A 22354-nucleotide genomic window follows, 5' to 3' on the forward strand; every position below is an offset into this window, starting at 1 on the left:
CTCTTTGCCCAGGCCATCCACAATTACAGTAACCGCCGCCGGGAGCGACTCGTCACGGTGAACTGTAGCGCCCTGTCGGAAGAGCTATTGGAGAGCGAACTGTTCGGTTATGTGGGCGGGGCCTTTACCGGTGCCCGGCGAGAGGGAAAGGTGGGCTTGTTTCAGAAGGCACATCGGGGGACTCTATTTCTGGATGAGATCGGTGACATATCCCCCCGGGTACAGGTTCGGCTGCTGAGGGCCCTCCAGGAACATGAGATCACCCCGGTAGGCGGTACGGAGCCTCTGCCGGTAGACGTTCGGATCATCAGTGCCACACACCGGGACCTGGAGGCCATGGTGGCGGCGGGGAAGTTCCGAGAGGATTTGTATTACCGATGCAACGTATTCCCTATCCGGCTGCCCGCCCTGCGGGAGCGGCCGGGAGATTTGGAGGCCATCGTCTGCTATCTGCTGGTACGCTATGGGGAACTTTATCACCGCCGGGCGGAGACTCTGGAGCCGGAGGCAGTGGCTTTGCTCCAGCACCAGAGTTGGCGGGGCAATGTGCGGGAACTGGAAAATGTGGTTACGCAGGTGCTCATCCGCATCCCAGAGGAGCAGACCGTGCTGACCTGCGAGGATTTTGACCAGGTGCTGGGCGGCGGGCCCCACCGCCGAGAGAGACCGGCTCCCCCGGCGGCGGGGGTTACCTTGGCAGAGACGCTTGAGGAAACAGAGCGCACCTGCATTCGGCAGGCCCTGGAGCGCTGTGGCGGAGACAAGAACCGGGCTGCCTATGAGCTGGGGGTGCCCCTGCGGACGCTCTACTATAAGTGCAAACGGCTGGGAATTGGACAATAATTGCAGTAATATATTGCTGCAATTGTTTGCATAAACGGAAATAATGTGGGGTAAAACCCTGTCCCGCAAGGCCTAAAAAGTTGGCACTAGATTTGCAAAAAGAAAAATAGAGCGTCTGAACGACGCACAGAAAGGAGAACGTAGCATGAACCTGAATGAAATGGCTAGAGCGTACTATGAGAGCATCGGCTCCGCTGTCTATGCAAATCCGGTGCCGGTATCCCCGGAGGATACTGCTCTGATCCTGATCGATGTGCAAAACTGCTTGACCAAGGATTATTATATGGCGGCCTATCAGGCGGCGGGATATGACCTGGCCCCCCTGATGCCAGCACTGAACGAGCTGGACGCCTATGTGAGCCGGGTGCTGGACAACATCGGGAAGGTGCTCGCGGCGTGCCGGGAGAAGGGAATCCGTCCCATCCATGTAAAGATTGAGTCCTACCTGCCTGACGGGGCAGACACAGGCCGCCTCCACGCAACAGCAGGCATGTGCTATCCGCCGTCCAACCCGGTCACACAATTTATTGCCCCGGCCCTGCCGCAGGAGGGAGAAATTGTCTTGCGTAAGACATGTTCTGGTATCTGCGTGGGCACACCGGTGGATCGGATCCTACGCAACTTGAGAATCAAAAATATCATTATAGTGGGCTTCTACACGGATCAGTGCGTCAGTACGTCGGTACGGGATCTGGCGGATTTGGGCTATGCGGTAGATTTAATTGAGGATGCCACGGCGGCCATGAGTCCGGAGCGTACAGAGCATGCCTTAGAGGGCATCCGGCGGATCTATGCCAACGCCGAGACCACGGAGGAGCTGCTGGCGCGGCTGTAGCGGGGAGGATAGGGACATGAAACGGGGTTGGGAATTGGCCAAAGCCTATGAGGCGCAGGCTGTGGCGTGGCGCAGGCACCTGCACAGCCACCCAGAGCTGAGCTTTGAGGAGTTTGAAACCGCGAGCTTTGTGGCGGAGCATCTGGAGTCCATGGGCTACTCCGTACGGCGTAACGTGGGCGGTACCGGCGTGATGGGTACCCTGGAGACCGGACGGCCAGGTCCGGTGGTGGCCTTTCGGGCGGATATAGATGCCCTGCCAGTGCTGGAGCAGACCGGCTTGCCCTTTGCCTCGGTGCGTAGCGGGGTAATGCATGCCTGCGGTCACGATATCCACACGTCTGTTCTGCTGGGGACGGCGGCCATTCTGGCAGAACTTCGTTCCCGGCTGTGCGGGACGATCAAACTAATTTTTCAGCCGGGGGAGGAGGCCAACGGCGGTGCGCGGTGCGTCATTGAGGACGGTGTACTCCGCGCACCGGAGGTGGAGGCGGTGTTTGCACTCCATGTGCTGCCTGACTTGCCGGCAGGGATGGTAGGCCTGCGGGAGGGATACCTCTCCGCCACAGACGATGAGCTGCTCATCCGGGTCAACGGAGTCTCCGCCCACTCATCCACCCCTCAGGAGGGTGTCAACGCCATCACCGTGGCGGCCCATATCCTGACGGCCTTGGAGAGTATCGAGTCCAGCGCCATCAGCCCCTTTGAAGTGGCAACCTGTTCCATCTGCAAAATCCAGGGTGGTGAGACCAATAACATCATCCCTGACCATGCAGAGCTAAGGGGGATGCTCCGCTGCCTGGACAAGAATACCAAGGCCCTGTATCGGGAGCGAATTCAGCGCATCTGCACCGGTACGGCCCAGGCTTTGGGGGCCGAGGTGGAGGTAGAGTTCACCGCCGGTTTCCCGGCGGTCTGCAACGACCCAGCCCTGACCAGACAGGCCGCTGCCGCCGTGGAAAATGCGCTGGAGGGAGTGGGGGGCGTGACCTGGCTACCGCGGCCTAACCTGGGTTCAGAGGACTTCTCCTACTTCCAAGAGCAGGTGCCCGGTGTCATGCTGGTTCTGGGCTGCGGCACCCCTGGTGAGGACCGGGGAGGTCTCCACGCCGCCGATTTTACACCTGACGAGGCGTGCATCCCCGTGGGGATGGCATGTCACACAGCCATTGCATTGGCCCTGTGCGGTGCTGATAAGCTCATGTGACAACGGAATCACCGCGTCTCCACTGACACGTCGGCCGTACCCTTGAAGCTGTTTGGGATAGTGAGCGGGACGGCTATATCAGTCTGACCGATATTGCAAACGTAAAGGGCAACGATAGCCCAAGATATATCATCCGGAACTGGATGCGGAACCGAAAGACGATTGAGTTTCTGGGTGTTTGGGAGTCCCCCTGCAGCCCCGGATTTTAAACGCATCGAATTCGATGCGTTTAGGAGTCAGGCCGAGATGAACAGTTTTGTGATATATAAACAGAAACGGATTGATACAACAGACAAAATCTGGCCAAAATTAACAACCGTATTCACGCCGATGCGATCAAAGAAAACCTGAACGCCGTATTTATCAGTGAAAGGATGCCCTAGGCGGAACGGCTGGCAAGACTCAATGCTATTGCCATCAGCCAGATGCAGGTACTCACGCAGGATCACAGGATTGAGATGCTGGAGGGGCAGGTAGATGCAGGACATGGACAAGATCATTAATGTTGCCAGTATCAAGGTTTGCCTACGACAAAACGCTCGTACGGCGCAAAAGTATTGTTAAGCGAAAGGATAGATTTGTCCTAACAAAAATATCCAGATTGGAGCTCTTTTTCAGGAGCCCGCCGGAATCCATAGATTCTGGCGGGTATCTTTTTGCATTTCCCACACTTGGATTTTTAAAGCGGTCAGGGCTTGGAACCGCTGAAGAGCACAGTTATAACGGCCCTGAGCACTGGAGTCGAGTCATGGACGCGGCAATTATGCATGTACTGGAGAGTGCTAGTTAGCAGAAGGACGCCATGCACGACTGGAATTAGATGGCCGAAATTATGCCTACCATGGCAGAAAAATAGGGTGCCAGGACGAAATATTCCATTGTGGCAGTGCCAGTTCGGTGCTATTTTGATAACAGAACACATAAATGGGGGTGATGCGCAGATGTGGATTTTAGAGGAAGAACAGATTTTTACCTATCTGCGTAGCCATTACCCCGCGTTTGACCAATCGGGACCGGTTGATATCCAGTACATAGGCGCACCGGAAGGAGAGGAGAAGCCTCTGGAACCGGATGAGGGCGGGCTGATCAACCATATATTTCGGCTTTCCAACGGGAAGCAGTTTGTCATCGTAAAGCAGGGGCGTTCCGCCAGCCGGAAGAATGATAAAATAGTTCTGCCGCATGGCGGAACCGGCAGGAGTATGAGACGCTCCGGCTCCGTCATGCCATTGTGCTCCAGTATACGCCGGAGACCTATTATGCGGACTGGAAGAACGCAATTTTTCTGATGGAGGATGTGTCCAATCTCGCCTAGGTTCGGAAGCTGCTCTGCTCGGGGGTCATGCTTCCCAGACTGGCGGAGCAGGTGGGGGAATTTGTTGCGGCAAGCACCTTCTACTGCTCGGAGTTTTATCTGGAAGCAGACCTATTCCGAAGACTCTCCACCTGCTTCCGCAACAGCGATATGCGGTCGATCATGGAAAACTGGGTTTTCCTGCGGGATGCACCCTGCCTTCCCCATAATGGAACCCCGTGCTCAAACAGCTTATCGAGCGGGATGAAAGATCAGGGCTTGCTGTTGCGAGCTGCGCCACGAATTTATGACCCGGGGAGAGACTCTGATACATGGGGATCTGCATACGTCCAACGTGTTTCCGGTTGTTCCCATCGGAAGAGGTGCGCCGCATCTTCCCCTCCTATCTCCTCTCCAACCTGCTGGAGTTCTACCACTCATTTGTGGAGCACTTTACTGAGGTCTGGAGACAGGATGCGAAGCTGATTTATCAGAGATCGGGCGGGTTCTACGAACACCTGACCCGTGGGTTTCTGTCGAACGTGCTCTGCCTGGTGCTCAGCCGGTATCTTCTGCTTGAGCGGGGAGCGGTGGGGTGCGGTAGAGGATGTGGTTCAGGCCCTCGGTGCGGTTACACAGATTTGCCTGGATTGTCTGGAATAAACACAGCAGATTAAGATACATAGCGGGCTTCCGTACGTTTTTCCCAAAAAAGTAATAATTTGGATAAAAGGATGTTGCTAAAATGGACTTTTTTGTTATAATAGAGAAAAAATATGGCTGGCGCGCAAGTGGGGACCCACTTGCGCTACCGGACATCCGGTAGCGCAAAACCCTTTGTCTGCACCGAGAGATGGGCCGGAACGGAAATTTGAGAAGGAGGATAGAGGGGCATGGAGGACGCAAGAAAAGTGTCCGATTTTATTGATCTGGACCTGCTGCAAAGCATCCAGGATAACTGCTCAAAAGCGATGGGCCTTGCATTTATCACGGTGGATTACAAAGGCATACCTATTACCAAATACAGCGGCTTTACATCTCACTGCGTGCTGGGGAGGCAGGAAAAGGGATTTGCAGAGATGTGTGAGCAGTGCGACGCGCACGGCGGACTTCACGCCGCGATCACCGGACAGCCGTACATCTACCGCTGCCACGCCAACCTGGTGGATTTCGCGGTTCCCCTCATTGTCAATGGAAGCTATATGGGAGCGGTACTGGGCGGGCAGGTACGGCTGCAGGAGGAGAGTGAGCGGGAGCTGGAGCATATCCTTCCCCAGCGTCCCAATTGGAAAAGGGATAAGGAATGGGAGGAGGCTTACCAGAAGTTGGAGGTCGTCACCTATGAAAAGGTAGAGGCATCCGTAAGGCTGCTGCGCGACATCATCGTGACATTTGTGGAAAGGCGGACTGGACAGGGGGCGGATGGAGTCCTGAGAGAAAAGGAAAAGCAGCTCTCGGAGGAGCGGGCGGCCCGTCTGGATCTGGAAAAGCAGGTGCAGAAGCAGGAGAGCAGTACAGCCCGCCGCAGGACAGAGCTCCACTACTTCTTTTTTGTCATGAACATTATCTCAAAGCTGGCCTATGAGGAGAAGGCGGCGAAAACAGAGGCGGTTTCATACGATTTTGCAGACATGATGCGTTACGCAGTGGGGACGGAGCAAAAAATTTCCACTCTGGGGGAAGAACTGAGCTATATCGGGGCGCTTCTTCGGATACGGAAAGCTTGGGTTCGGGATAAGTTAGCCTATACTATTTCTGTCCCGGAGCAGTACCAGCAGGTATCCTGTCCCTTTATGGTACTGCAGCCCATCGTGGAGTGTGCTCTAGAGGGGGTGGGCACAGAGGCTGCGGAGCCTCGGAAGCTGGATTTCTATGCGGAGGAGGAGAACGGCAGGCTGCTGTTTCAGATTCTCAGTAATGACACCAGCCGCTCGGTGGAGGAGCTGACGGAGGAGCTGTCTGGGGCGGCGGAAGAGGGGTACTTTCATACAGGCGGGGTGGACCGCCTGCTGAAGCAGACGCTGGGAGGGGGATACCGCCTGATGGTCAACCGGCGGAGAGACGGGCGGGCCGGCACTGCGGTTAGCTTTTATCTGCCGCTGGAGCGGAACGGATAGCAGACTCAAGAGTGCCGTAAACGGGAAGGAGCTGCCGCATGGTGCAGATTCTGGTTTTGATTGAAACCGAGTTGGAGCAGAGTATTACAGGGGATATTCTGCGCTCCGGGCTGGGGGCTGAGGCGGAAATCATACTCACAGCCGGGGCGGAGCAGGCCATCTACCAGCTTCAGAGCGGAGCAGTGGATCTCTTCATTGCGGATGTTGAACGGTTTGACGTGGCCCACTGCAATATGATCACCACGGCGCGAAAGACTGCCCCGGGCACCCCGATCCTAGTCACATCGGTGGGGACGCAGGAGGAAATCGCAGGGTATGTCTGGCGCCTTGGCGTCCGGGATTATCTGCTGAAGCCGCACCGGCCTGCGTGGCTGTTGGCCGCGGTGCGGGCCTTGGTGCGTAAGGAATGCGACGGCGGGTGCGGCGCCGACCAGCAGGAGGTCTACCTGAGGCGCCTGACGGAGCACCTGCAGAGATTCCGGTATAAAAAGTGCACCGATGCCGCAAGAGAATACCTTGATTTGCTCTATCAAAGTACTGATAATAAGGGTGTTATCCGTACGAGTGCGGTCCGCTTTGCGGAGGGGGTGGCGAAAGCCGGAATTCCGTTCAGCAGGACCACCCAGTGGAAGCTGTCGGGAAGTCTGGAGCACTTCCGGGTCCGCTTTGACCAGCAGGAGCGGAAATACGCAACCTATGAGTTTATTGTCCGGATGCTGGACACAATCTTTGACGCTATGGAGAAGAGCGGGTTCTACGAGGTGGACGGTGAACAGAAGATCCTGAACTACATTGACCGGAGTATCAGACGGGGGGTCAGCCTGGATGAGGCGGCAGAGTACGCCAATATGAGTTCGTGCTATTTCAGCAAGCTCTTTAAGCGGATGACCGGGAAAAACTATATTACTTATGTGACGGACAGCCGGATTGAAATGGCGAAGCGCATGCTGGTGGACACGGAAATGCCGGTCATCAATATCGCCCATGAGTTGTCCTATAACGAGACAAATTATTTCAGCAAGGCGTTCAAGAAAAAGGTGGGCGTGACGCCCAGCGAGTACCGGACGGCCCATTCGGAGCTGCTCAGGCGGCAGGGGGCGGACTGATACCGGCCGCGCAGACGCTTTGCAGCAGTGGAAAGAGTGGAGAAACATGGAGGAATTCAGCTTCAGCACTAGGATCTTTTTTGGTGAGGGCGCACTGGAACGCCTGCGCCGGGTGCAGGACAAAAAAGTCATGATTGTGACCGACCGTTTTATGGCGGGCATCGGTGTGCCGGATAAGGTGGCAGGGTACCTGACCCAGTGCCAGGTGTCTGTATATGAGGGCGTGGTGCCGGATCCCCCCATCGAGGTTGTGGCGGCCGGCGTCCAGGCCCTTCAGGACTGCGGCGCAGAGGTAATGATCGCCGTGGGCGGCGGCTCCACCATTGACGCGGCCAAGGCTATCCGGGCGGTGGCGAAGGAGACTCTGCACATCGATACGGACCGTTGGGAGTGCTTCGCCGTGCCTACCACCAGCGGCACCGGCTCGGAGGTCACGGACTACGCCGTGATTACTGACCGGGTGAAGGGGATCAAGTATCCGCTGGACAGCCAGGCGCTGCGTCCGCCGGTTGCCATTCTGGACCCGGAGCTTACGGTCTCCGCTCCAGCCTCGGTAACGGCCGACGCGGGCATGGACGTGCTGACCCACGCGCTGGAGGCATATGTATCCAAGGGAGCCAATGATTTCTCCGACGCGCTGTGTGAGAAGGCGGTTTCCCTGGTGTTCCGCTTCCTGCCGCTGGCCTTTCAGGACGGCACGAACCTGTTGGCCCGGGAAAAGATGCACAATGCCTCCTGCATGGCGGGCCTGGCGTTCAACTCGGCGGGGCTGGGGCTGAACCACGGCATGGCCCACGCCATCGGCGCCAAGCTCCACATCGCCCATGGGCGCATCAACGCTATGCTGCTGTCGCATATCATTACGTTTAACGCCGACCTGGGTCGGATCCGGGATGGCGAGTACGCCCTAGCAGCAAAAAAGTATCAGCGCATGGCAAAGGTTTTGGACCTGCCGGCCCCCGGTGTGCGGCTGGGCGTGACCAATCTTCTGCGGGAGGTGGAGGGCCTGAACCGTACCCTGAGGATTCCGGCCTCCCTGAAGGAGTGGGGGGCGGAGCCCTCCAAGGTGAAGGAGCTGTGCGGGGAGATTGTTTCCGCCGCCCTGGCGGACGCCACCACCGCGACCAATCCCAGACCGGCTGCGGCAGAGCATGTAGAGGCCCTTTTGAAGAAGGTTATAGGGGGATAATCCCGGAGAGGAAAGCGGCGCCCCCTGTGTTCACAAAAAAGCACCCGAAGGGGTGCTTTTTTGCGTTGTTTTAGGGAAAGCAAACAAACAGGCTCCGAACAGGTGTGGGACTTTGGGCCAAAAAGTATATATGGTAGACAAGAAAACAGGGGAGGGTTTCCGGTATAATTTCGCCAGAAAGCGTGCGAATGCTGTTTCGGGCGCGCCGCGGACCACAATAAGGAGGTAGTAATATGCAACAGGAAGCCCTCGGAATGGTAGAGACGAAGGGCCTGGTTGGTGCCATTGAGGCCGCCGATGCCATGGTCAAGTCCGCCAATGTCAGTCTGGTTGGCTACGAGAAGATCGGTTCCGGCCTGGTTACCGTGATGGTGCGCGGCGACGTGGGCGCCGTCAAGGCGGCCGTGGACGCCGGTGCCTGCTCCGCCGAGAAGGTGGGCGAGGTCGTGGCCCAGCACGTCATCCCCAGACCCCACACCGACGTTGAGAAGATCCTTCCCCACATGGCGTAATCGACATAACGGAAACTTAAATTAAAAGTTTGGAGGGAACATAGATGAAAGACGAACTGATCAGCAAGGTCATGGACGAGGTCATGAAGAAGATGGGCGCGTCCGACGCGACTTCCGCCCCCGCCGCCACGTACTGCGGCAATGGGAGCGCAACCTGCAACCTGACGGAGTTTGTGGGCACCGCCATCGGGCACACCATCGGCCTGGTTATCGCCAACGTGGACCACCAGATCCACGAGAAGATGGACATTGACCCCAAGTACCGCTCCATCGGCATCATCGGTGACCGTACCGGCGCTGGCCCTCAGATCTTCGCCGCCGACGAGGCGGTGAAGGCCACCAACTGCGAGATCGTGAAGATCGAGCTGCCCCGTGATACCGAGGGCGGCGCCGGCCACGGCTCCCTGATCATCTTTGGAGCCGAGGACGTGTCCGACGCCCGCCGCGCCGTTGAGGTCTGCCTGCGCGAGGTGGAGCGCACCATGGGCGACGTCTACGGTAGCCCCGCCGGCCACCTGGAGTTCCAGTACACAGCCCGCGCCAGCCACGCCCTGAACAAGGCCTTCGGTGCTCCCATCGGCAAGGCCTTCGGCATCACCGTCGGCGCTCCCGCCGCCATCGGCGTTCTGCTGGCCGATACCGCTGTGAAGGCCGCCACTGTGGACGTGGTTGGCTACAGCTCCCCCGCCAACGGTGGCACCAGCTTCTCCAACGAGGTTATCCTGACCTTTACCGGCGACTCCGGCGCCGTCAAGCAGGCCATCATCGCCGCCCGCGATGTGGGCATGCAGGTGCTGAAGACCCTGGAGCCCAGCGTGGAGCTCAAGTCCACCACCACCCCCTATATTCTGTAATTGCCGGGAAGGAGTCAGACAGCTATGAAGTCAAAACGTTTTGAAGTTCTGGCCGCCCGTCCGGTCAATCAGGACGGCTACGTGCAGGAGTGGCCTGAGGTGGGCCTGATTGCCATGAACAGCCCCTTCGACCCCAAGCCCGGCATCAAGATTGAACATGGCGTCGTCACCGAGATGGACGGCAAGTGCCGCGCCGATTTCGATATGCTCGACACCTTTATCGCCGACCACGCCATCCGCCTGGGCAATGCGGAGAAGGCCATGGCCATGGACTCCCTGGAGATCGCCCGCAAAATCGTGGACATCAATGTCTCCCGTAAGGAGATCCTGGATATCACCCTGTCCCTGACCCCCGCCAAGCTGACAGAGGTCGTGGGCAAGCTGAACATCGTGGAGATCATGATGGGCATGACCAAGATGCGCGCCCGCATGATGCCCGCCAACCAGTGTCACGTCACCAACGTGCGCGATAACCCCGTCCAGATCGCGGCGGATGCCGCCGAGGCCGGCGTCCGCGGCTTCGCTGAGATGGAGACCACCGTGGCCGTCGCCCGTTACGCCCCCTTCAATGCCATGGCCCTGTTCGTGGGCGCCCAGGTGGGCCGTCCCGGTGTCATGACCCAGTGCGCTCTGGAGGAGGCCACCGAGCTGCAGCTCGGCATGCGCGGCTTCACCACCTACGCTGAGACCATCTCCGTCTACGGCACCGAGCCCGTGTTCATGGACGGCGACGACACCCCCTACTCTAAGGCGTTCCTGGCCAGCTGCTACGCCAGCCGCGGCCTGAAGATGCGCTTCACCTCCGGCACCGGCTCCGAGGTCCAGATGGGCTATGCCGAGGGCAAGAGCATGCTGTACCTGGAGGCCCGCTGCCTGGCCGTCACCAAGGGCGCCGGCGTGCAGGGCACCCAGAACGGCTCCGTTTCCTGCATCGGCGTGCCCGCCGGTGTGCCCGGCGGCATCCGCGCCGTGGCCGCTGAGAACCTGATTGCCATGCTGCTGGATCTGGAGTCCACCACCTCCAATGACCAGACCTTCACCCACTCCGACCTGCGCCGTGTGGCCCGCACCGTGCCCCAGCTCTTCTCCGGCACCGACTACATCTGCTCCGGCTACTCCGCCACCCCGAACTACGACAACATGTTTGCCGGCTCCAACTGGGACGCCGAGGACTACGACGACTGGACCATCATCCAGCGCGATATGAAGATCGACGGCGGCCTGCAGCCTGTCCGCGAGGAGGACGTGCTCAAGGCCCGCAACAAGGCCGCCCGCGCCCTGCAGGGTATGTTCCGTGAGCTGGGCCTGCCCGAGATCACCGACGCAGAGGTGGAGGCCGCCACATACGCCAACGGCTCCAACGACATGCCCGAGCGCAACGTCAATGAGGATCTGAAGGCCATCGAGGATATGATGGCCCGCAAGGTGACCGGCGTTGACTTTGTAAAGGCTCTGGATCGCGCCGGCTTCCCCGATGTGGCCCACAACATCTACAACATGCTCCGCCAGAAGGTGGCCGGCGACTACCTGCACACCGCCTCCATCTTCGACGAGCAGTTCCACGTGCTCTCCGCCGTCAACGTGCCCAACGAGTACCACGGGCCCATGACCGGCTACCAGATCAGCGAGGAGCGCTGGAACCAACTGAAGAATATTCCAAACGCCATCCGTCCGGAAGATATCTAAGAGGGGTGAAGCAGTCATGACGTTTGATGAAAATACGCTGCGCAGTGTAATTGAAGAGGTCCTGAAGGAGATGGGCGAGGTGAGCGGCACAGCCGCCCCCGCTGCGGCGCCTGTCACCATGGCCGCGGGCAAGCTGACCATCACCGAGAATGGCGAGGCCCGGAAGGGCACCGCCACCGACGAGGTGGTCATCGGCCTGGCGCCCGCCTTCGGCACCAAGCAGGTTAAGACCATTATCGACCTGCCCCATGACAAGGTGCTCCGCGAGATCATCGCCGGTATCGAGGAGGAGGGCCTGAAGTGGCGCATCATCAAGGTGTACCACACCTCCGACGTTTCCTTCATCGCCCATGTGGCCGCAGAGTACTCCGGCTCCGGCATCGGTATCGGCATCCAGTCCAAGGGCACCACGGTCATCCACCAGAAGGATTTGCCCAACCTGTCCAATCTGGAGCTGTTCTCCCAGGCGCCTCTGATCGACCTGGACACCTACCGCAAGATCGGCAAGAATGCCGCCAAGTACGCCAAGGGCGAGTCCCCCACCCCGGTTCCCACCAGGAACGACCAGATGGCCCGCCCCACCTATCAGGCGCTGTCCGCCCTGCTCCACATCAAGGAGACCGAGCTGGTGGACAACAACAAGAAGCCGCAGGCCGTTACGGTCTCGTTCCAGTAAAGGAGGCAGCACGTTTTATGGATCAGGAACTTTTGATGAAGCAGATCGTGGAGCAGGTCATGGCCGCCATGAAGAACAGCACTCCCGCTTACGCGCCCGCCGCCGCTTCCAGCTGCGGCTCCAAGGTCACAGCGGCCAACTATCCTCTGTCCGAGAGCATGGCCGACCAGATCAAGACCCCCACCGGCAAGGACTTCACCTCTCTGAGCTATGAGAAGGTCATCAACGGCGAACTCTCCGCCGATGACATGCGCATCGCGCCCGAGACTCTGGAGATGCAGGCCCAGGTGGCCGAGTCCGTCCACCGCGAGGCCTTCGCCGGCAACCTGCGCCGCGCCGCCGAGCTCATCGCCGTACCCGACGACCGCCTACTGGAGATATACAACGCCCTGCGTCCCTACCGTTCCAACAAGCAGGAGCTGCTGGACATCGCCGGCGAGCTGGACGGCAAGTACGGCGCCAAGACCGCCGCTTCCCTGGTTCGGGAGGCTGCCGAGGTTTATGAGAAGCGCGGCCGCCTGAAGAAGTTCTAATCATACCTCAGAGTCAGGAGGCCCCAAAATGAAACTGGTCGCAGGCATTGACATCGGAAACGCGACAACAGAGACAGCATTGGCCCGGCTCGAGGGCGGTCACGCGGTCTTTCTGGCCAGCGGAACCGTCCCCACCACGGGCATCAAGGGGACCCGCCAGAACATCAACGGCATCTTCCACTCTCTGACCAACGCTTTGGAGAAGGCCGGGCTGGAGCTCAAGGACCTGTCGGAGGTGCGCCTGAACGAAGCCGCCCCCGTCATCGGCGATGTGGCCATGGAGACCATTACCGAGACCATCATCACCGAGTCCACCATGATCGGCCACAACCCCGCCACGCCCGGCGGAATAGGTGTGGGTGTGGGAGAGACGGTCCTCATCACGGAACTGGACCGGGCGCCGGTCGGGCAGGACTATATTGCAGTGGTGCCCGGGACGGTGGACTTTGAGGTGGTGGCCCGGCTGATCAACCGGGCCACCGCCGGGGACCGTAAGGTCACCGCAGCCATTGTCCAGCGGGATGACGGCGTGCTGATTCACAACCGCCTGACCTGCAAGATCCCGATCGTGGACGAGGTGGCGCTGATCGACAAGGTGCCCATCGGCATGCGCTCCGCCGTGGAGGTGGCTGCCGTGGGCGGCGTGGTGGAGGTGCTCTCCAACCCCTACGGCATCGCCACCCTGTTCGGCCTGTCCTCCGACGAGACCCGGCAGGTGGTGCCCATTGCCCGGGCTCTGATTGGAAACCGCTCGGCGGTGGTGATCAAGACCCCGGCCGGCGACGTGAAGGAGCGGAAAATTCCGGCCGGCACGGTCGAGCTGCTGGGGGAAAACCGCAGCGTCAAGGTGGATGTGGATGACGGGGCCGACAAGATCATGAAGGCCGTGGAGTCCATTCCCAGCCTGGAGGATGTGCGGGGAGAGCCGGGAACCAACGCCGGCGGCATGCTGGAGAAGGTGCGCCAGGTCATGGCGAATCTGACCAGCCAGCACCCCAGGGACATCAAGATCCAGGATCTGCTGGCGGTCGACACGTTCACACCCCAAAAGGTTCAGGGCGGCCTGGCCAACGAGTTTTCTCAGGAGAACGCCGTGGGTATCGCCGCCATGGTTAAGGCGGACCGCCTCCAGATGGAGGCCATCGCCCGGGAATTTGCCCAGCAGATCGGGGTTCCGGTCGAGGTGGGCGGCGTGGAGGCCGACATGGCCATCCGCGGCGCCCTCACCACCCCGGGCACCAACAAGCCCCTGGCCATCCTGGACATGGGCGCCGGCTCCACAGACGCCTCCATCATCAACGCCGAGGGACAGATCCACTCCATCCACCTGGCCGGAGCGGGCAACATGGTCACACTCCTGATTCAGTCGGAGATGGGCCTGCCCGACTTCGACACGGCGGAGGATGTGAAGAAGTACCCCCTGGCCAAGGTGGAGAGCCTGTTCCACATCCGCCACGAAAACGGCACCGTGGAGTTCTTCCAGCAGCCGCTGGACCCCAACCTGTTCGCCAAGGTGGTCATTCTCAAGGAGGGCAAGCTGCTCCCCCTGGAGGGCGACTGGAGCATGGAGAAGATCCGGCTCATCCGGCAGCAGGCCAAGCAGAAGGTGTTCGTCACCAACGCAATCCGGGCCCTGACCCGGGTCAGCCCCACCGGCAATGTCCGGGATATTCAGTTCGTGGTGCTGGTGGGTGGCTCGGCGCTGGACTTCGAGGTTCCGCAGATGGTGACCGACGCACTTTCCCAGTACAAGGTTGTCGCGGGCCGCGGAAATATCCGCGGCACCGAAGGCCCCCGCAACGCGGTGGCCACCGGGCTGGTGCTCTCCCTGACGGAAGGGAGGGGCTGATATGCCCGTAATCCAAGAAAGGATCAAGCCCACCGTCCATGTCGGCTGTGCAGAGGACGCCCCGCAGGAGGTACTGCGGCAGCTTCAGTACGGCATGGAGGAGGAGGGCATTCCCTGGGAGGCCGCGGCCGGGACGGGCGACGCCCTGTCCCTGGCCTGGGAGGCTGCCCGGAGCTCCCGGCTGGAGGTGGGAATCGGCCTGGACCGACAGGCGCTGGTTCTCCACTACTCCAAGCTGGAGCGTGAGCAGCCCCTGTTCCGTATTCCCGCCGATTCCGGTACGGAGACGGTGCGGGCGCTGGGGGCCAATGCGGCGCGGCTTGTGAAGAAGCTGCCGCTGAAGGCCCTGGACAGGAGGTGAGAGCATGCAGAAAAAAAGCCTGGGACTCATAGAGACCCAAGGCCTGGCGGCTGGCATTGAGGCCGCCGACGCGGCGGTGAAGTCGGCCAATGTGGAGTTGGTGGGCTATGAGCTTACCAAAGGCGGAGGCTGGACCACCATCAAGATCCTGGGCGATGTGGGCGCGGTGAAGGCAGCGGTGGATGCCGCGCGGATTGCAGCCGGAAAGGTGAGCCGGGTGGTAAGCACCCAGGTAATCGCGCGGCCGTCCATGGGGCTGACCGGCCTGATCCACAACACCGACACGGTGGGAGATCAGCCGCCGGAGCCGCCTGCGCCGCCCACTCCAACTGATCCGCCGGAGCCGACGAAGCCTCCGGCAGACGTGCAGCCCGTTGAGGAGAGTGCTCCGGAGGCGATGGAGTCCCCGGAGGAGGCGCAGCCCGTTGAGGAGGGAACTTCGGAGACGAGGGAGTCTCCGAAGGAGGCCCCCTCCGGAAAGGGAAAGGAAACGCCCTCCAAACAGCGGGTAAAGAAGTCCGTAAAACGCTGAACCGCGCAGAAAAGCGGGACGGCAGCACTGATTTTTCTAATATTTTCTAGGAGGTTATCACAATGGGTGAAGCTCTGGGTATGATCGAGACAAAAGGTCTGGTCGGCGCGATCGAGGCAGCCGATGCCATGACCAAGTCCGCCAACGTTACGCTGATGGGCTATGAGAAGATCGGCTCCGGCCTGGTCACCGTCATGGTCCGCGGCGACGTGGGCGCGGTCAAGGCCGCGGTGGACGCCGGCGCCTGCGCCGCCGAGAAGGTGGGCGAGATCGTGGCGCAGCACGTCATCCCCCGTCCCCACACCGACGTGGAGAAAATTCTGCCGAAGGGCCTGTAAAACGAGGCTTGAGGCATGGACAAGAACAACGCGGTTTCAACAGAGATTGTCCGCCAGATCACCCGTATGGTGGTGGAGGAGCTCCAGAAGCAGCAGCGGCTGGAGCGCTCCACCCCAATCGGGGTCTCCAACCGCCATGTCCATCTGGACCGGGCGGACATGGACGTACTGTTTGGCCCGGGCAGCGAGCTGACTGTCAAAAAGATGCTCGGCCAGCCGGGGCAGTACGCCTCGGAGGAGACCGTCACCATCCGCGGATCCAAAGGGGAGCTCAGCCGCGTGCGCGTACTGGGGCCCCTGCGCTCTCAGACGCAGGTGGAGATCTCCATCGCCGACGGCTTCACGCTGGGTGTCAAGCCCCCCGTGCGTGAGTCCGGCCAGTTGAGGGATACCCCGGGTATTGAGATCATCGGACCCTGTGGGAGCGTAAAGAAGGACAGCGGCGTGATTGCGGCGCTGCGGCACGTGCACATGACTCCGGAGGACGCGGCGCGCTTCGGCGTGGAGGACGGCCAGTATATCCGGACGGAAATCGAGGGCCTACGGGGTGCGATCCTGTGCAACGTGCTGGTGCGAGTCTCCGACAAGTACGCGCTGGAAATGCACATTGATGTGGAAGAGGCCAATGCTCTGGGCGTCAAAAACGGCGACCGGGCCTTTTTCCTTGACGATTGAGCCGGGAGGGAGGCAGGGCAGAGATGGGCCGGGAGCTGTCGCAAGCCAATGAGACTCTTCTGGAATTTGAGCGGCTGATTCAAACCGGCGGCTGCAATGCCTGGGAGGGCGCGCTGCGTACCGGGGTGGATCTGGGCACCGCCAACATCGTGCTGGCGGTGGTGGATGAGCAGAACCGGCCGGTGGCCGGGGCCTCTTATCCGTCCACAGTGGTCCGGGACGGTATCGTGGTGGACTACATGGGGGCGGTTCGGGCGGTCACGCATCTGAAAGGACAGTTGGAGGAGCGCCTGGGCGTCATGCTGGACGCCGGAGCCTGCGCCATCCCGCCCGGCATCCTTGAGGGCAATGTGAAGGCCATTGGAAACGTAGTGGAGGCGGCGGGCTTCCGCCTGACCAACATCGTGGATGAGCCCACGGCGGCCTCCTCCGTGCTGGGCATTTCCGATGGCGCAGTGGTGGACGTGGGTGGCGGCACTACAGGTATCAGCGTCCTGAAGGACGGAAAGGTGATTTTCACGGGCGACGAGCCCACGGGAGGTACCCATATGACGCTGGTGCTGGCCGGCTTCCACGGCTGGAATACCCAGGAGGCCGAATTGGCCAAGCGGGATCCGGCGCAGGAGGCCAATGTGTTTCCTGTGATCAAGCCGGTTGTGGAGAAAATGGCGTCCATTGTCCAGAACTACCTCCGGGAGTACCCGGTGGAGACGGTCTATGTGGTGGGCGGCGCGTGCTGCTTCACCCAATTTGAACCGGTATTTGAGAAATTTCTGGGTGTCCCCGTGGTCAAGCCGGCGGCTCCGCTGCTGGTGACGCCCCTGGGGATTGCCGTAAACTGCAAGCTGTAAAGTAGGTGAGGACCGTTGACGACGGAGCAACTGCGCGGGATGGCGGACGAGGCGTTTGTCCAGATTCTGGCCCAGCGCGTTGTGGAGAAGCTCCTGGCGCGGCAGAAGCAGGCGCTGGTAGTCTACACCGGTTCCAACATCGGTGAGGCTGCCGCGCTGGAGGCCATGGGCCGCCTGCGCGGAGAGGGCTTCACGTTCCGGGTGCTCCTCTCGCGGGGGGCGTCCGACCTGCTGGACGTGGAACGGCTCCGCTCCGTTCTGGAGCCGGAGAAGCTGTGGGTGGAGACCCCGGAGGAGACTCCGGAGGCGCTGACCGCCCGGTACGATACGATTTTGGTTCCGGCCATGACGGTACATACCGCCGCCCACGTGGCCGCCTGCATGGCGGACACACCGGCGTCGGCCGTCATTCTGGACGGCCTGATGCGGGGAAAGAACGTGGTGGTGAACATCGACGGCTGCTGCCCGGATCACGCCGAGCGCCTGAAGCGCGGCTTCCATATGACGGAGCCGCTGAAACAGGCGCTTCGGAACAATCTGGAGACCCTGCGCTCCTTCGGCGCACGCCTGACCACCTCCGGCGGCCTCTATGACAAGACGCTGCGGGCGGTCGGGGGATTACTGGCCAGGACGGCGGCGCCGGCCGCGAGGCCGGAGGCCGAACCCCGGAAGACGGAGGGGTCTGCCCGGGTTCGGCTGGCGGGCAGGGTTCTGAGCGGACGCTATGTTCAGGGGTGTCCGCCCCACAGCACCCTGTGGGTGCCGCGGGAGACACTGATTACCCAACTGGCCGCCGATGAGGCGCGCCGCCGGGACATCTGCATCCGAAAGGAGACGTAAAGCAGGTGGCAAAATGTATTTGGGAAGAGTGATCGGGACCGTGGTTTCCACCAGCAAGAACGAGCATCTGGTGGGGATGAAGCTCCTGGTCGTGGAAAAGCTGACGGAGCGTCTGGAGCGGGAAGGCACCAGCGAGGTGGCCGTGGACTCCGTGGGAGCGGGCACCGGCGAGATCGTCATTGTCTGTAAGGGTAGTTCCGCGCGCTATGTGTTCGGCAAGGGCGATGCCCCAGTGGATACCTCCATCGTGGGCATTGTGGATACGGTAGAGGTGGGCTGATGGCGAATCTTTACACCAAAACCGGAGACAAAGGCCAGACCAGCCTGGTGGGCGGCTCCCGGGTGAGCAAGTCCAGCCTGCGGGTGGCGTGCTACGGTACCATCGACGAGGCCAACTCCATGCTGGGACTGGCGTATGCCCAGACTGACCGGGAGTATATCCGCACCACGGTTCACCGCATCCAGGGACGGCTGTTCGCCCTGGGGGCCGAGCTGGCCAGCGACGAGCAGGGTGCGGCCGGGCTGACGGGGAAGATCTCGGAAGAGGATGTGGCTTTTCTGGAGGGCGTGGTGGACAAGTGCACCGAGACTACGGGGAAGCAAACTCATTTCGTGATTCCGGGCGTGGATTCCGCCTCGGCGGCGCTCCATGTGGCCCGTACCATTGTCCGCCGTGCAGAGCGTCACGTGGTGGCTTTGGCGGAGCATGAGCCGGTACGCGAGGTGCTGGCCCGCTACATCAACCGCCTGTCCGACGCGGTGTACGCGCTGGCCAGACTTCAGGAGGATCTGACGCAGGAGGAGCGCCTGAGGGCGCAGGTGACTGCGCTGGTTTGGAAACAGCTGTCCGCCCCGGAGGGCGGCCTGCCCCCCTTTGGCCTGGCATCGCTCCAGGGGATGGCCCAGCGGGCTGTGGAGCGGGCCGGACAGCTCGGGGTTCCGGTGGTGTTCTCCGCAGTGGACAGCGGCGGCAATCTGGTTCTGCTCCAGAGAATGGAGGGCGCGCTGCTGGGCAGCGTGGACGTCTCAGCCGGAAAGGCCTATACCGCCAACGCCTTCCGGATGCCGACCCATGAGCTGGGCCAGGCGGCCCGGCCGGACGGCCCGCTCTACGGCATCGACGCTTCCGCTCCCGGAAAAATCGTGCTCTTTGGCGGCGGGTTCCCCTATGTGGTAAACGGGGAAGTCGTGGGCGGCATCGGCGTATCCGGCGGTACGGTGGAACAGGATATGGACATCGCGCGGTACGCGATGTCTCTCTAAGGAGGAACAGCAAATGAACATTGACGAGAATGTGGTCGAATCCATTGTGAAGCGGGTTGTATCCCAGCTGAGCACGGAGGCCACTTCCACCCAGACCTGCCCGTCCGGCGGGGATTGGGGCGTATTTGAGAGCATGAACGACGCGGTGGACGCGGCCGTGGCGGCCCAGCAGGCGTATCTGAACCGCTCCATGCACGACCGGGCCTGCTATGTCCAGGCCATCCGCGACGTGGTGCTGGACCAGGAGAACCTGGAGTACATCTCCCGCCTGGCCGTGGAGGAGACCGGCATGGGCGGCTATGAGTACAAGCTCATCAAAAACCGTCTCGCCGCGGTCAAGACGCCCGGCATCGAGGATCTGACCACCGACGCCATGAGCGGCGACGACGGCCTGACCCTGGTGGAGTACTCGCCCTTCGGCGTAATCGGCTCCATCACCCCCACCACCAACCCCACGGAGACCATCATCTGCAACTCCATCGGCATGCTGGCGGCGGGGAACGCGGTGGTGTTCAGCCCCCACCCCCGGGCCAAGAAGGTGTCCCTGCACCTGATCCAGCTCATCAACAAGGCCCTCTGCAAGGCAGGCGCGCCCGCCAACCTGGTGGTCACCGTGTCCGCCCCCTCGATTGAGAACACCAACGCCATGATGAGCCACCCCAAGATCCGCATGCTGGTGGCCACCGGCGGCCCCGCTATCGTCAAGACGGTGCTCTCCAGCGGCAAGAAGGCCATCGGCGCCGGCGCCGGCAATCCCCCCGTTGTGGTGGACGAGACCGCCGACATCGAGAAGGCCGCCAAGGATATTGTGGACGGCTGCTCCTTTGACAACAACCTGCCCTGCATCGCCGAGAAGGAAGTCATCGCCGTGGACTCCGTGGCCGACTACCTGATCTTCAATATGAAGAAGAACGGCGCCTATGAGGTCAAGGATCCCGCCGTGATCAGCCAACTTGTGGAGCTGGTGACTAAGGAGGGCAAGAGTCCCAAGACCGAGTTTGTGGGCAAGAGCGCCAAGTACATCCTGGACAAGATCGGCATTACCGTGGGAGATGACGTGAAGGTCATCCTCATGGAGGCCAAGGAGGACCACCCCTTCGTGCAGGTGGAGCTTATGATGCCCATCCTGCCCGTGGTGCGGGTCCCCAATGTGGACCAGGCCATTGAGATGGCTGTCCGGGTCGAGCACGGCAACCGCCACACCGCCATGATGCACTCCCGCAATGTGGAGAAGCTGACCAAGATGGCCAAGCTCATCCAGACCACGATTTTTGTGAAAAACGGCCCCTCTTACGCCGGTATCGGCGTAGGCGGCGAGGGCTATACCACGTTTACCATCGCCGGTCCCACTGGAGAGGGCCTGACTTCGGCCAAATCTTTTGCCCGGCGCCGCAGGTGTGTGCTCGTCGGAGGGATGGACGTCAGATAAACGGAGGTTTGGGCCATTATGCAAGAGAATCTGCTCGGCCTGGTGGAGCAGGCCGGTGTGGTGGGAGCCGGCGGCGCCGGATTTCCCACCCATGTGAAGCTCAAGGCCCAGGCGGACACCGTCATCATCAACGGAGCGGAGTGTGAACCGCTGCTCCGGGTGGATCAGCAGTTGATGGCCCTCCAGGCCGGTGACCTGCTGGACGCCCTCGACCTGCTTGTGGAGCAGGTCGGGGCGTCCCAGGGGGTGGTAGCGCTCAAGGAGCACTATCACGCGGCGGTGGAGGCGCTGGAGCGGGAGCTGTCCAGGCATCCCAGGCTGAGGGTTCACCGGATGGGCGCATTTTATCCCGCCGGTGACGAACAGGTGATCGTCTACGAAGTGACCGGACGTGTGGTCCCGGAGGGGGGCATCCCCCTGAATGTGGGCGTGGTGGTCAGCAATGTGGAGACGGCCCTCAATGTGCTGGCGGCCGTCCGGCACCAGATCCCTGTCATTGAGAAGTATGTCACGCTGACCGGCGCGGTGCGCACCCCCAAGACCGTGAAGGTGCCCCTGGGCATCACAGTGGCGGAGGCGCTGGCCCTGGCAGGCGGCCCCGCTGTGGAGCGCTATGAGGTCATCAACGGCGGGCCCATGATGGGGCGTGTGGTGAGCACCGGAAGCGCTATCACCAAGACCACAAAGGGGCTCATCGTGGTCCCGGAGGGCCACTCCCTCCTCCAGAGCCTGAACCGGCCCGCGCCGCGGATGCTCCAGGATGCCCGGGTGGCCTGCATGCAGTGCTCCCTGTGCTCTGAGGTCTGCCCCCGGGGCCTGCTGGGACACCGTATCCAGCCGCATAAGATGATGCGCCTGGCCGCCTATGGCGCTCTCTGCGACCCGGAGTATACCCCCATGAACGCCTTTCTGTGCTGCGGCTGCCGCCTGTGCGAGTATGCCTGCGTGATGGGGCTTCAGCCCTGGAAAATGAATGGGATGCTCAAGGGTGAGATGGGAAAGAAGGGCATCCGCAATGCGCTGCACGACCAGCCGGAGACGGCCGCACCGTTCCGGAAGTATAAGCGCTACCCGGTTCACAAGCTGATTCATCAGCTGGGGCTGGACGCCTATGATGTCCCCGCCCCGATGGAGGATAACTCCTGCGATTATCAAAAGGTGACCCTGCCGCTGAGCCAGGGGGTGGGCGCACCCGCCCAGCCTATGGTGCGTGCAGGGGACAAAGTGGAGAAGGGAACCCTGATTGCGGCGGTCCCAGAGGGAAAGCTGGGGGCAAACCTTCATGCGAGCATCGCGGGTACGGTGACCGCGGTGACCGAGAGAGAGATTACCATCCAACAATAAAGATTGGAGAGGAACTGATT

The 22354-nt window shown here is 61.0% G+C and carries 23 protein-coding genes and 1 pseudogene; 23 read left to right on the top strand and 1 reads right to left on the bottom strand.

What is annotated here, in order from left to right; genetic code table 11:
* The 4 genes and pseudogenes from MR825_RS02775 to MR825_RS02790 form a co-directional block, all read left to right on the top strand.
* A partial coding sequence (locus MR825_RS02775) for a sigma-54 interaction domain-containing protein (protein ID WP_287878668.1) occupies positions 1-843 on the top strand: 843 nt, incomplete at its 5' end.
* 145 nt (positions 844-988) lie between these two features.
* Positions 989-1678, top strand: coding sequence for a cysteine hydrolase family protein (locus MR825_RS02780; protein WP_287878671.1), 690 nt, complete (start codon positions 989-991; stop codon positions 1676-1678).
* Positions 1679-1694: 16 nt separating this feature from the next.
* Positions 1695-2885 carry a M20 metallopeptidase family protein gene (locus MR825_RS02785; RefSeq protein ID WP_287878673.1) on the top strand — a complete coding sequence of 397 codons (1191 nt, stop codon included), beginning with the start codon at positions 1695-1697 and terminating at the stop codon, positions 2883-2885.
* A 62-nt stretch (positions 2886-2947) separates the two neighbouring features.
* Positions 2948-3094 (top strand): annotated as a pseudogene (locus tag MR825_RS02790) (KilA-N domain-containing protein); the annotation flags it as partial.
* 27 nt (positions 3095-3121) lie between these two features.
* Here MR825_RS02790 and MR825_RS02795 read toward each other — a convergent pair.
* Entirely contained in the window at positions 3122-3373 is a 252-nt protein-coding gene (locus MR825_RS02795; protein WP_287878676.1) for a hypothetical protein, read from the bottom strand.
* A 1699-nt stretch (positions 3374-5072) separates the two neighbouring features.
* Here MR825_RS02795 and MR825_RS02800 point away from each other — a divergent pair.
* From MR825_RS02800 to MR825_RS02890, 19 genes are all read left to right on the top strand, one after another.
* Positions 5073-6296 carry a PocR ligand-binding domain-containing protein gene (locus tag MR825_RS02800; RefSeq protein WP_287878679.1) on the top strand — a complete coding sequence of 408 codons (1224 nt, stop codon included), beginning with the start codon at positions 5073-5075 and terminating at the stop codon, positions 6294-6296.
* A gap of 38 nt (positions 6297-6334) precedes the next feature.
* Entirely contained in the window at positions 6335-7402 is a 1068-nt protein-coding gene (locus MR825_RS02805) for a helix-turn-helix domain-containing protein (RefSeq protein WP_287878682.1), read from the top strand.
* Positions 7403-7448: 46 nt separating this feature from the next.
* Positions 7449-8591 (top strand): 1-propanol dehydrogenase PduQ, encoded by a 1143-nt coding sequence (locus tag MR825_RS02810; RefSeq protein ID WP_287878685.1) that lies wholly within the window; start codon positions 7449-7451, stop codon positions 8589-8591.
* A gap of 233 nt (positions 8592-8824) precedes the next feature.
* Positions 8825-9103 (top strand): propanediol utilization microcompartment protein PduA, encoded by a 279-nt coding sequence (gene pduA / locus MR825_RS02815; protein ID WP_009256646.1) that lies wholly within the window; start codon positions 8825-8827, stop codon positions 9101-9103.
* A gap of 44 nt (positions 9104-9147) precedes the next feature.
* On the top strand, positions 9148-9957 hold the full coding sequence (gene pduB, locus MR825_RS02820) for a propanediol utilization microcompartment protein PduB (RefSeq protein WP_287878692.1): 810 nt from the start codon (positions 9148-9150) through the stop codon (positions 9955-9957).
* Between the two features lie 24 nt (positions 9958-9981).
* A complete protein-coding gene (locus tag MR825_RS02825) occupies positions 9982-11643 on the top strand; it encodes a propanediol/glycerol family dehydratase large subunit (protein WP_287878695.1) in 1662 nt (553 codons plus the stop codon).
* 16 nt (positions 11644-11659) lie between these two features.
* Positions 11660-12319: a propanediol/glycerol family dehydratase medium subunit gene (locus MR825_RS02830; RefSeq protein ID WP_287878698.1), complete on the top strand. Its 660-nt coding sequence runs from the start codon at positions 11660-11662 to the stop codon at positions 12317-12319.
* A gap of 17 nt (positions 12320-12336) precedes the next feature.
* Positions 12337-12852 carry a diol dehydratase small subunit gene (locus MR825_RS02835; protein ID WP_287878700.1) on the top strand — a complete coding sequence of 172 codons (516 nt, stop codon included), beginning with the start codon at positions 12337-12339 and terminating at the stop codon, positions 12850-12852.
* A gap of 28 nt (positions 12853-12880) precedes the next feature.
* Positions 12881-14701 (top strand): diol dehydratase reactivase subunit alpha, encoded by a 1821-nt coding sequence (locus MR825_RS02840; protein WP_287878702.1) that lies wholly within the window; start codon positions 12881-12883, stop codon positions 14699-14701.
* A 1-nt stretch (position 14702) separates the two neighbouring features.
* Positions 14703-15062: a glycerol dehydratase reactivase beta/small subunit family protein gene (locus MR825_RS02845; RefSeq protein ID WP_287878704.1), complete on the top strand. Its 360-nt coding sequence runs from the start codon at positions 14703-14705 to the stop codon at positions 15060-15062.
* A gap of 4 nt (positions 15063-15066) precedes the next feature.
* Positions 15067-15594, top strand: a complete 528-nt coding sequence (locus MR825_RS02850; RefSeq protein WP_287878706.1) for a BMC domain-containing protein — start codon at positions 15067-15069, stop codon at positions 15592-15594.
* Positions 15595-15656: 62 nt separating this feature from the next.
* Complete coding sequence (pduA, locus tag MR825_RS02855; protein ID WP_007494473.1) at positions 15657-15932, top strand: propanediol utilization microcompartment protein PduA; 276 nt, start codon at positions 15657-15659, stop codon at positions 15930-15932.
* Between the two features lie 15 nt (positions 15933-15947).
* Complete coding sequence (pduL, locus tag MR825_RS02860; protein WP_287878711.1) at positions 15948-16607, top strand: phosphate propanoyltransferase; 660 nt, start codon at positions 15948-15950, stop codon at positions 16605-16607.
* Positions 16608-16630: 23 nt separating this feature from the next.
* Positions 16631-17458: an ethanolamine utilization protein EutJ gene (gene eutJ / locus MR825_RS02865; RefSeq protein WP_287878712.1), complete on the top strand. Its 828-nt coding sequence runs from the start codon at positions 16631-16633 to the stop codon at positions 17456-17458.
* Positions 17459-17473: 15 nt separating this feature from the next.
* A complete protein-coding gene (locus tag MR825_RS02870; RefSeq protein ID WP_287878715.1) occupies positions 17474-18298 on the top strand; it encodes a hypothetical protein in 825 nt (274 codons plus the stop codon).
* Between the two features lie 13 nt (positions 18299-18311).
* Positions 18312-18578 (top strand): EutN/CcmL family microcompartment protein, encoded by a 267-nt coding sequence (locus MR825_RS02875; protein WP_007494480.1) that lies wholly within the window; start codon positions 18312-18314, stop codon positions 18576-18578.
* Complete coding sequence (locus MR825_RS02880) at positions 18578-19561, top strand: cob(I)yrinic acid a,c-diamide adenosyltransferase (protein WP_287878719.1); 984 nt, start codon at positions 18578-18580, stop codon at positions 19559-19561. Before MR825_RS02875 ends, MR825_RS02880 begins: the two co-directional genes overlap by 1 nt.
* Before the next feature lie 13 nt (positions 19562-19574).
* The gene (locus MR825_RS02885; RefSeq protein WP_287878722.1) at positions 19575-20990 is read left to right on the top strand and encodes an aldehyde dehydrogenase family protein; all 1416 of its coding nucleotides are present in this window, start codon (positions 19575-19577) and stop codon (positions 20988-20990) included.
* A gap of 18 nt (positions 20991-21008) precedes the next feature.
* Entirely contained in the window at positions 21009-22334 is a 1326-nt protein-coding gene (locus tag MR825_RS02890; protein WP_287878724.1) for an SLBB domain-containing protein, read from the top strand.
* Positions 22335-22354: the final 20 nt, after the last annotated feature.

The organism is Lawsonibacter sp., assembly GCF_022777125.1.
Lineage (GTDB): Bacteria > Bacillota > Clostridia > Oscillospirales > Oscillospiraceae > Lawsonibacter_A > Lawsonibacter_A hominis.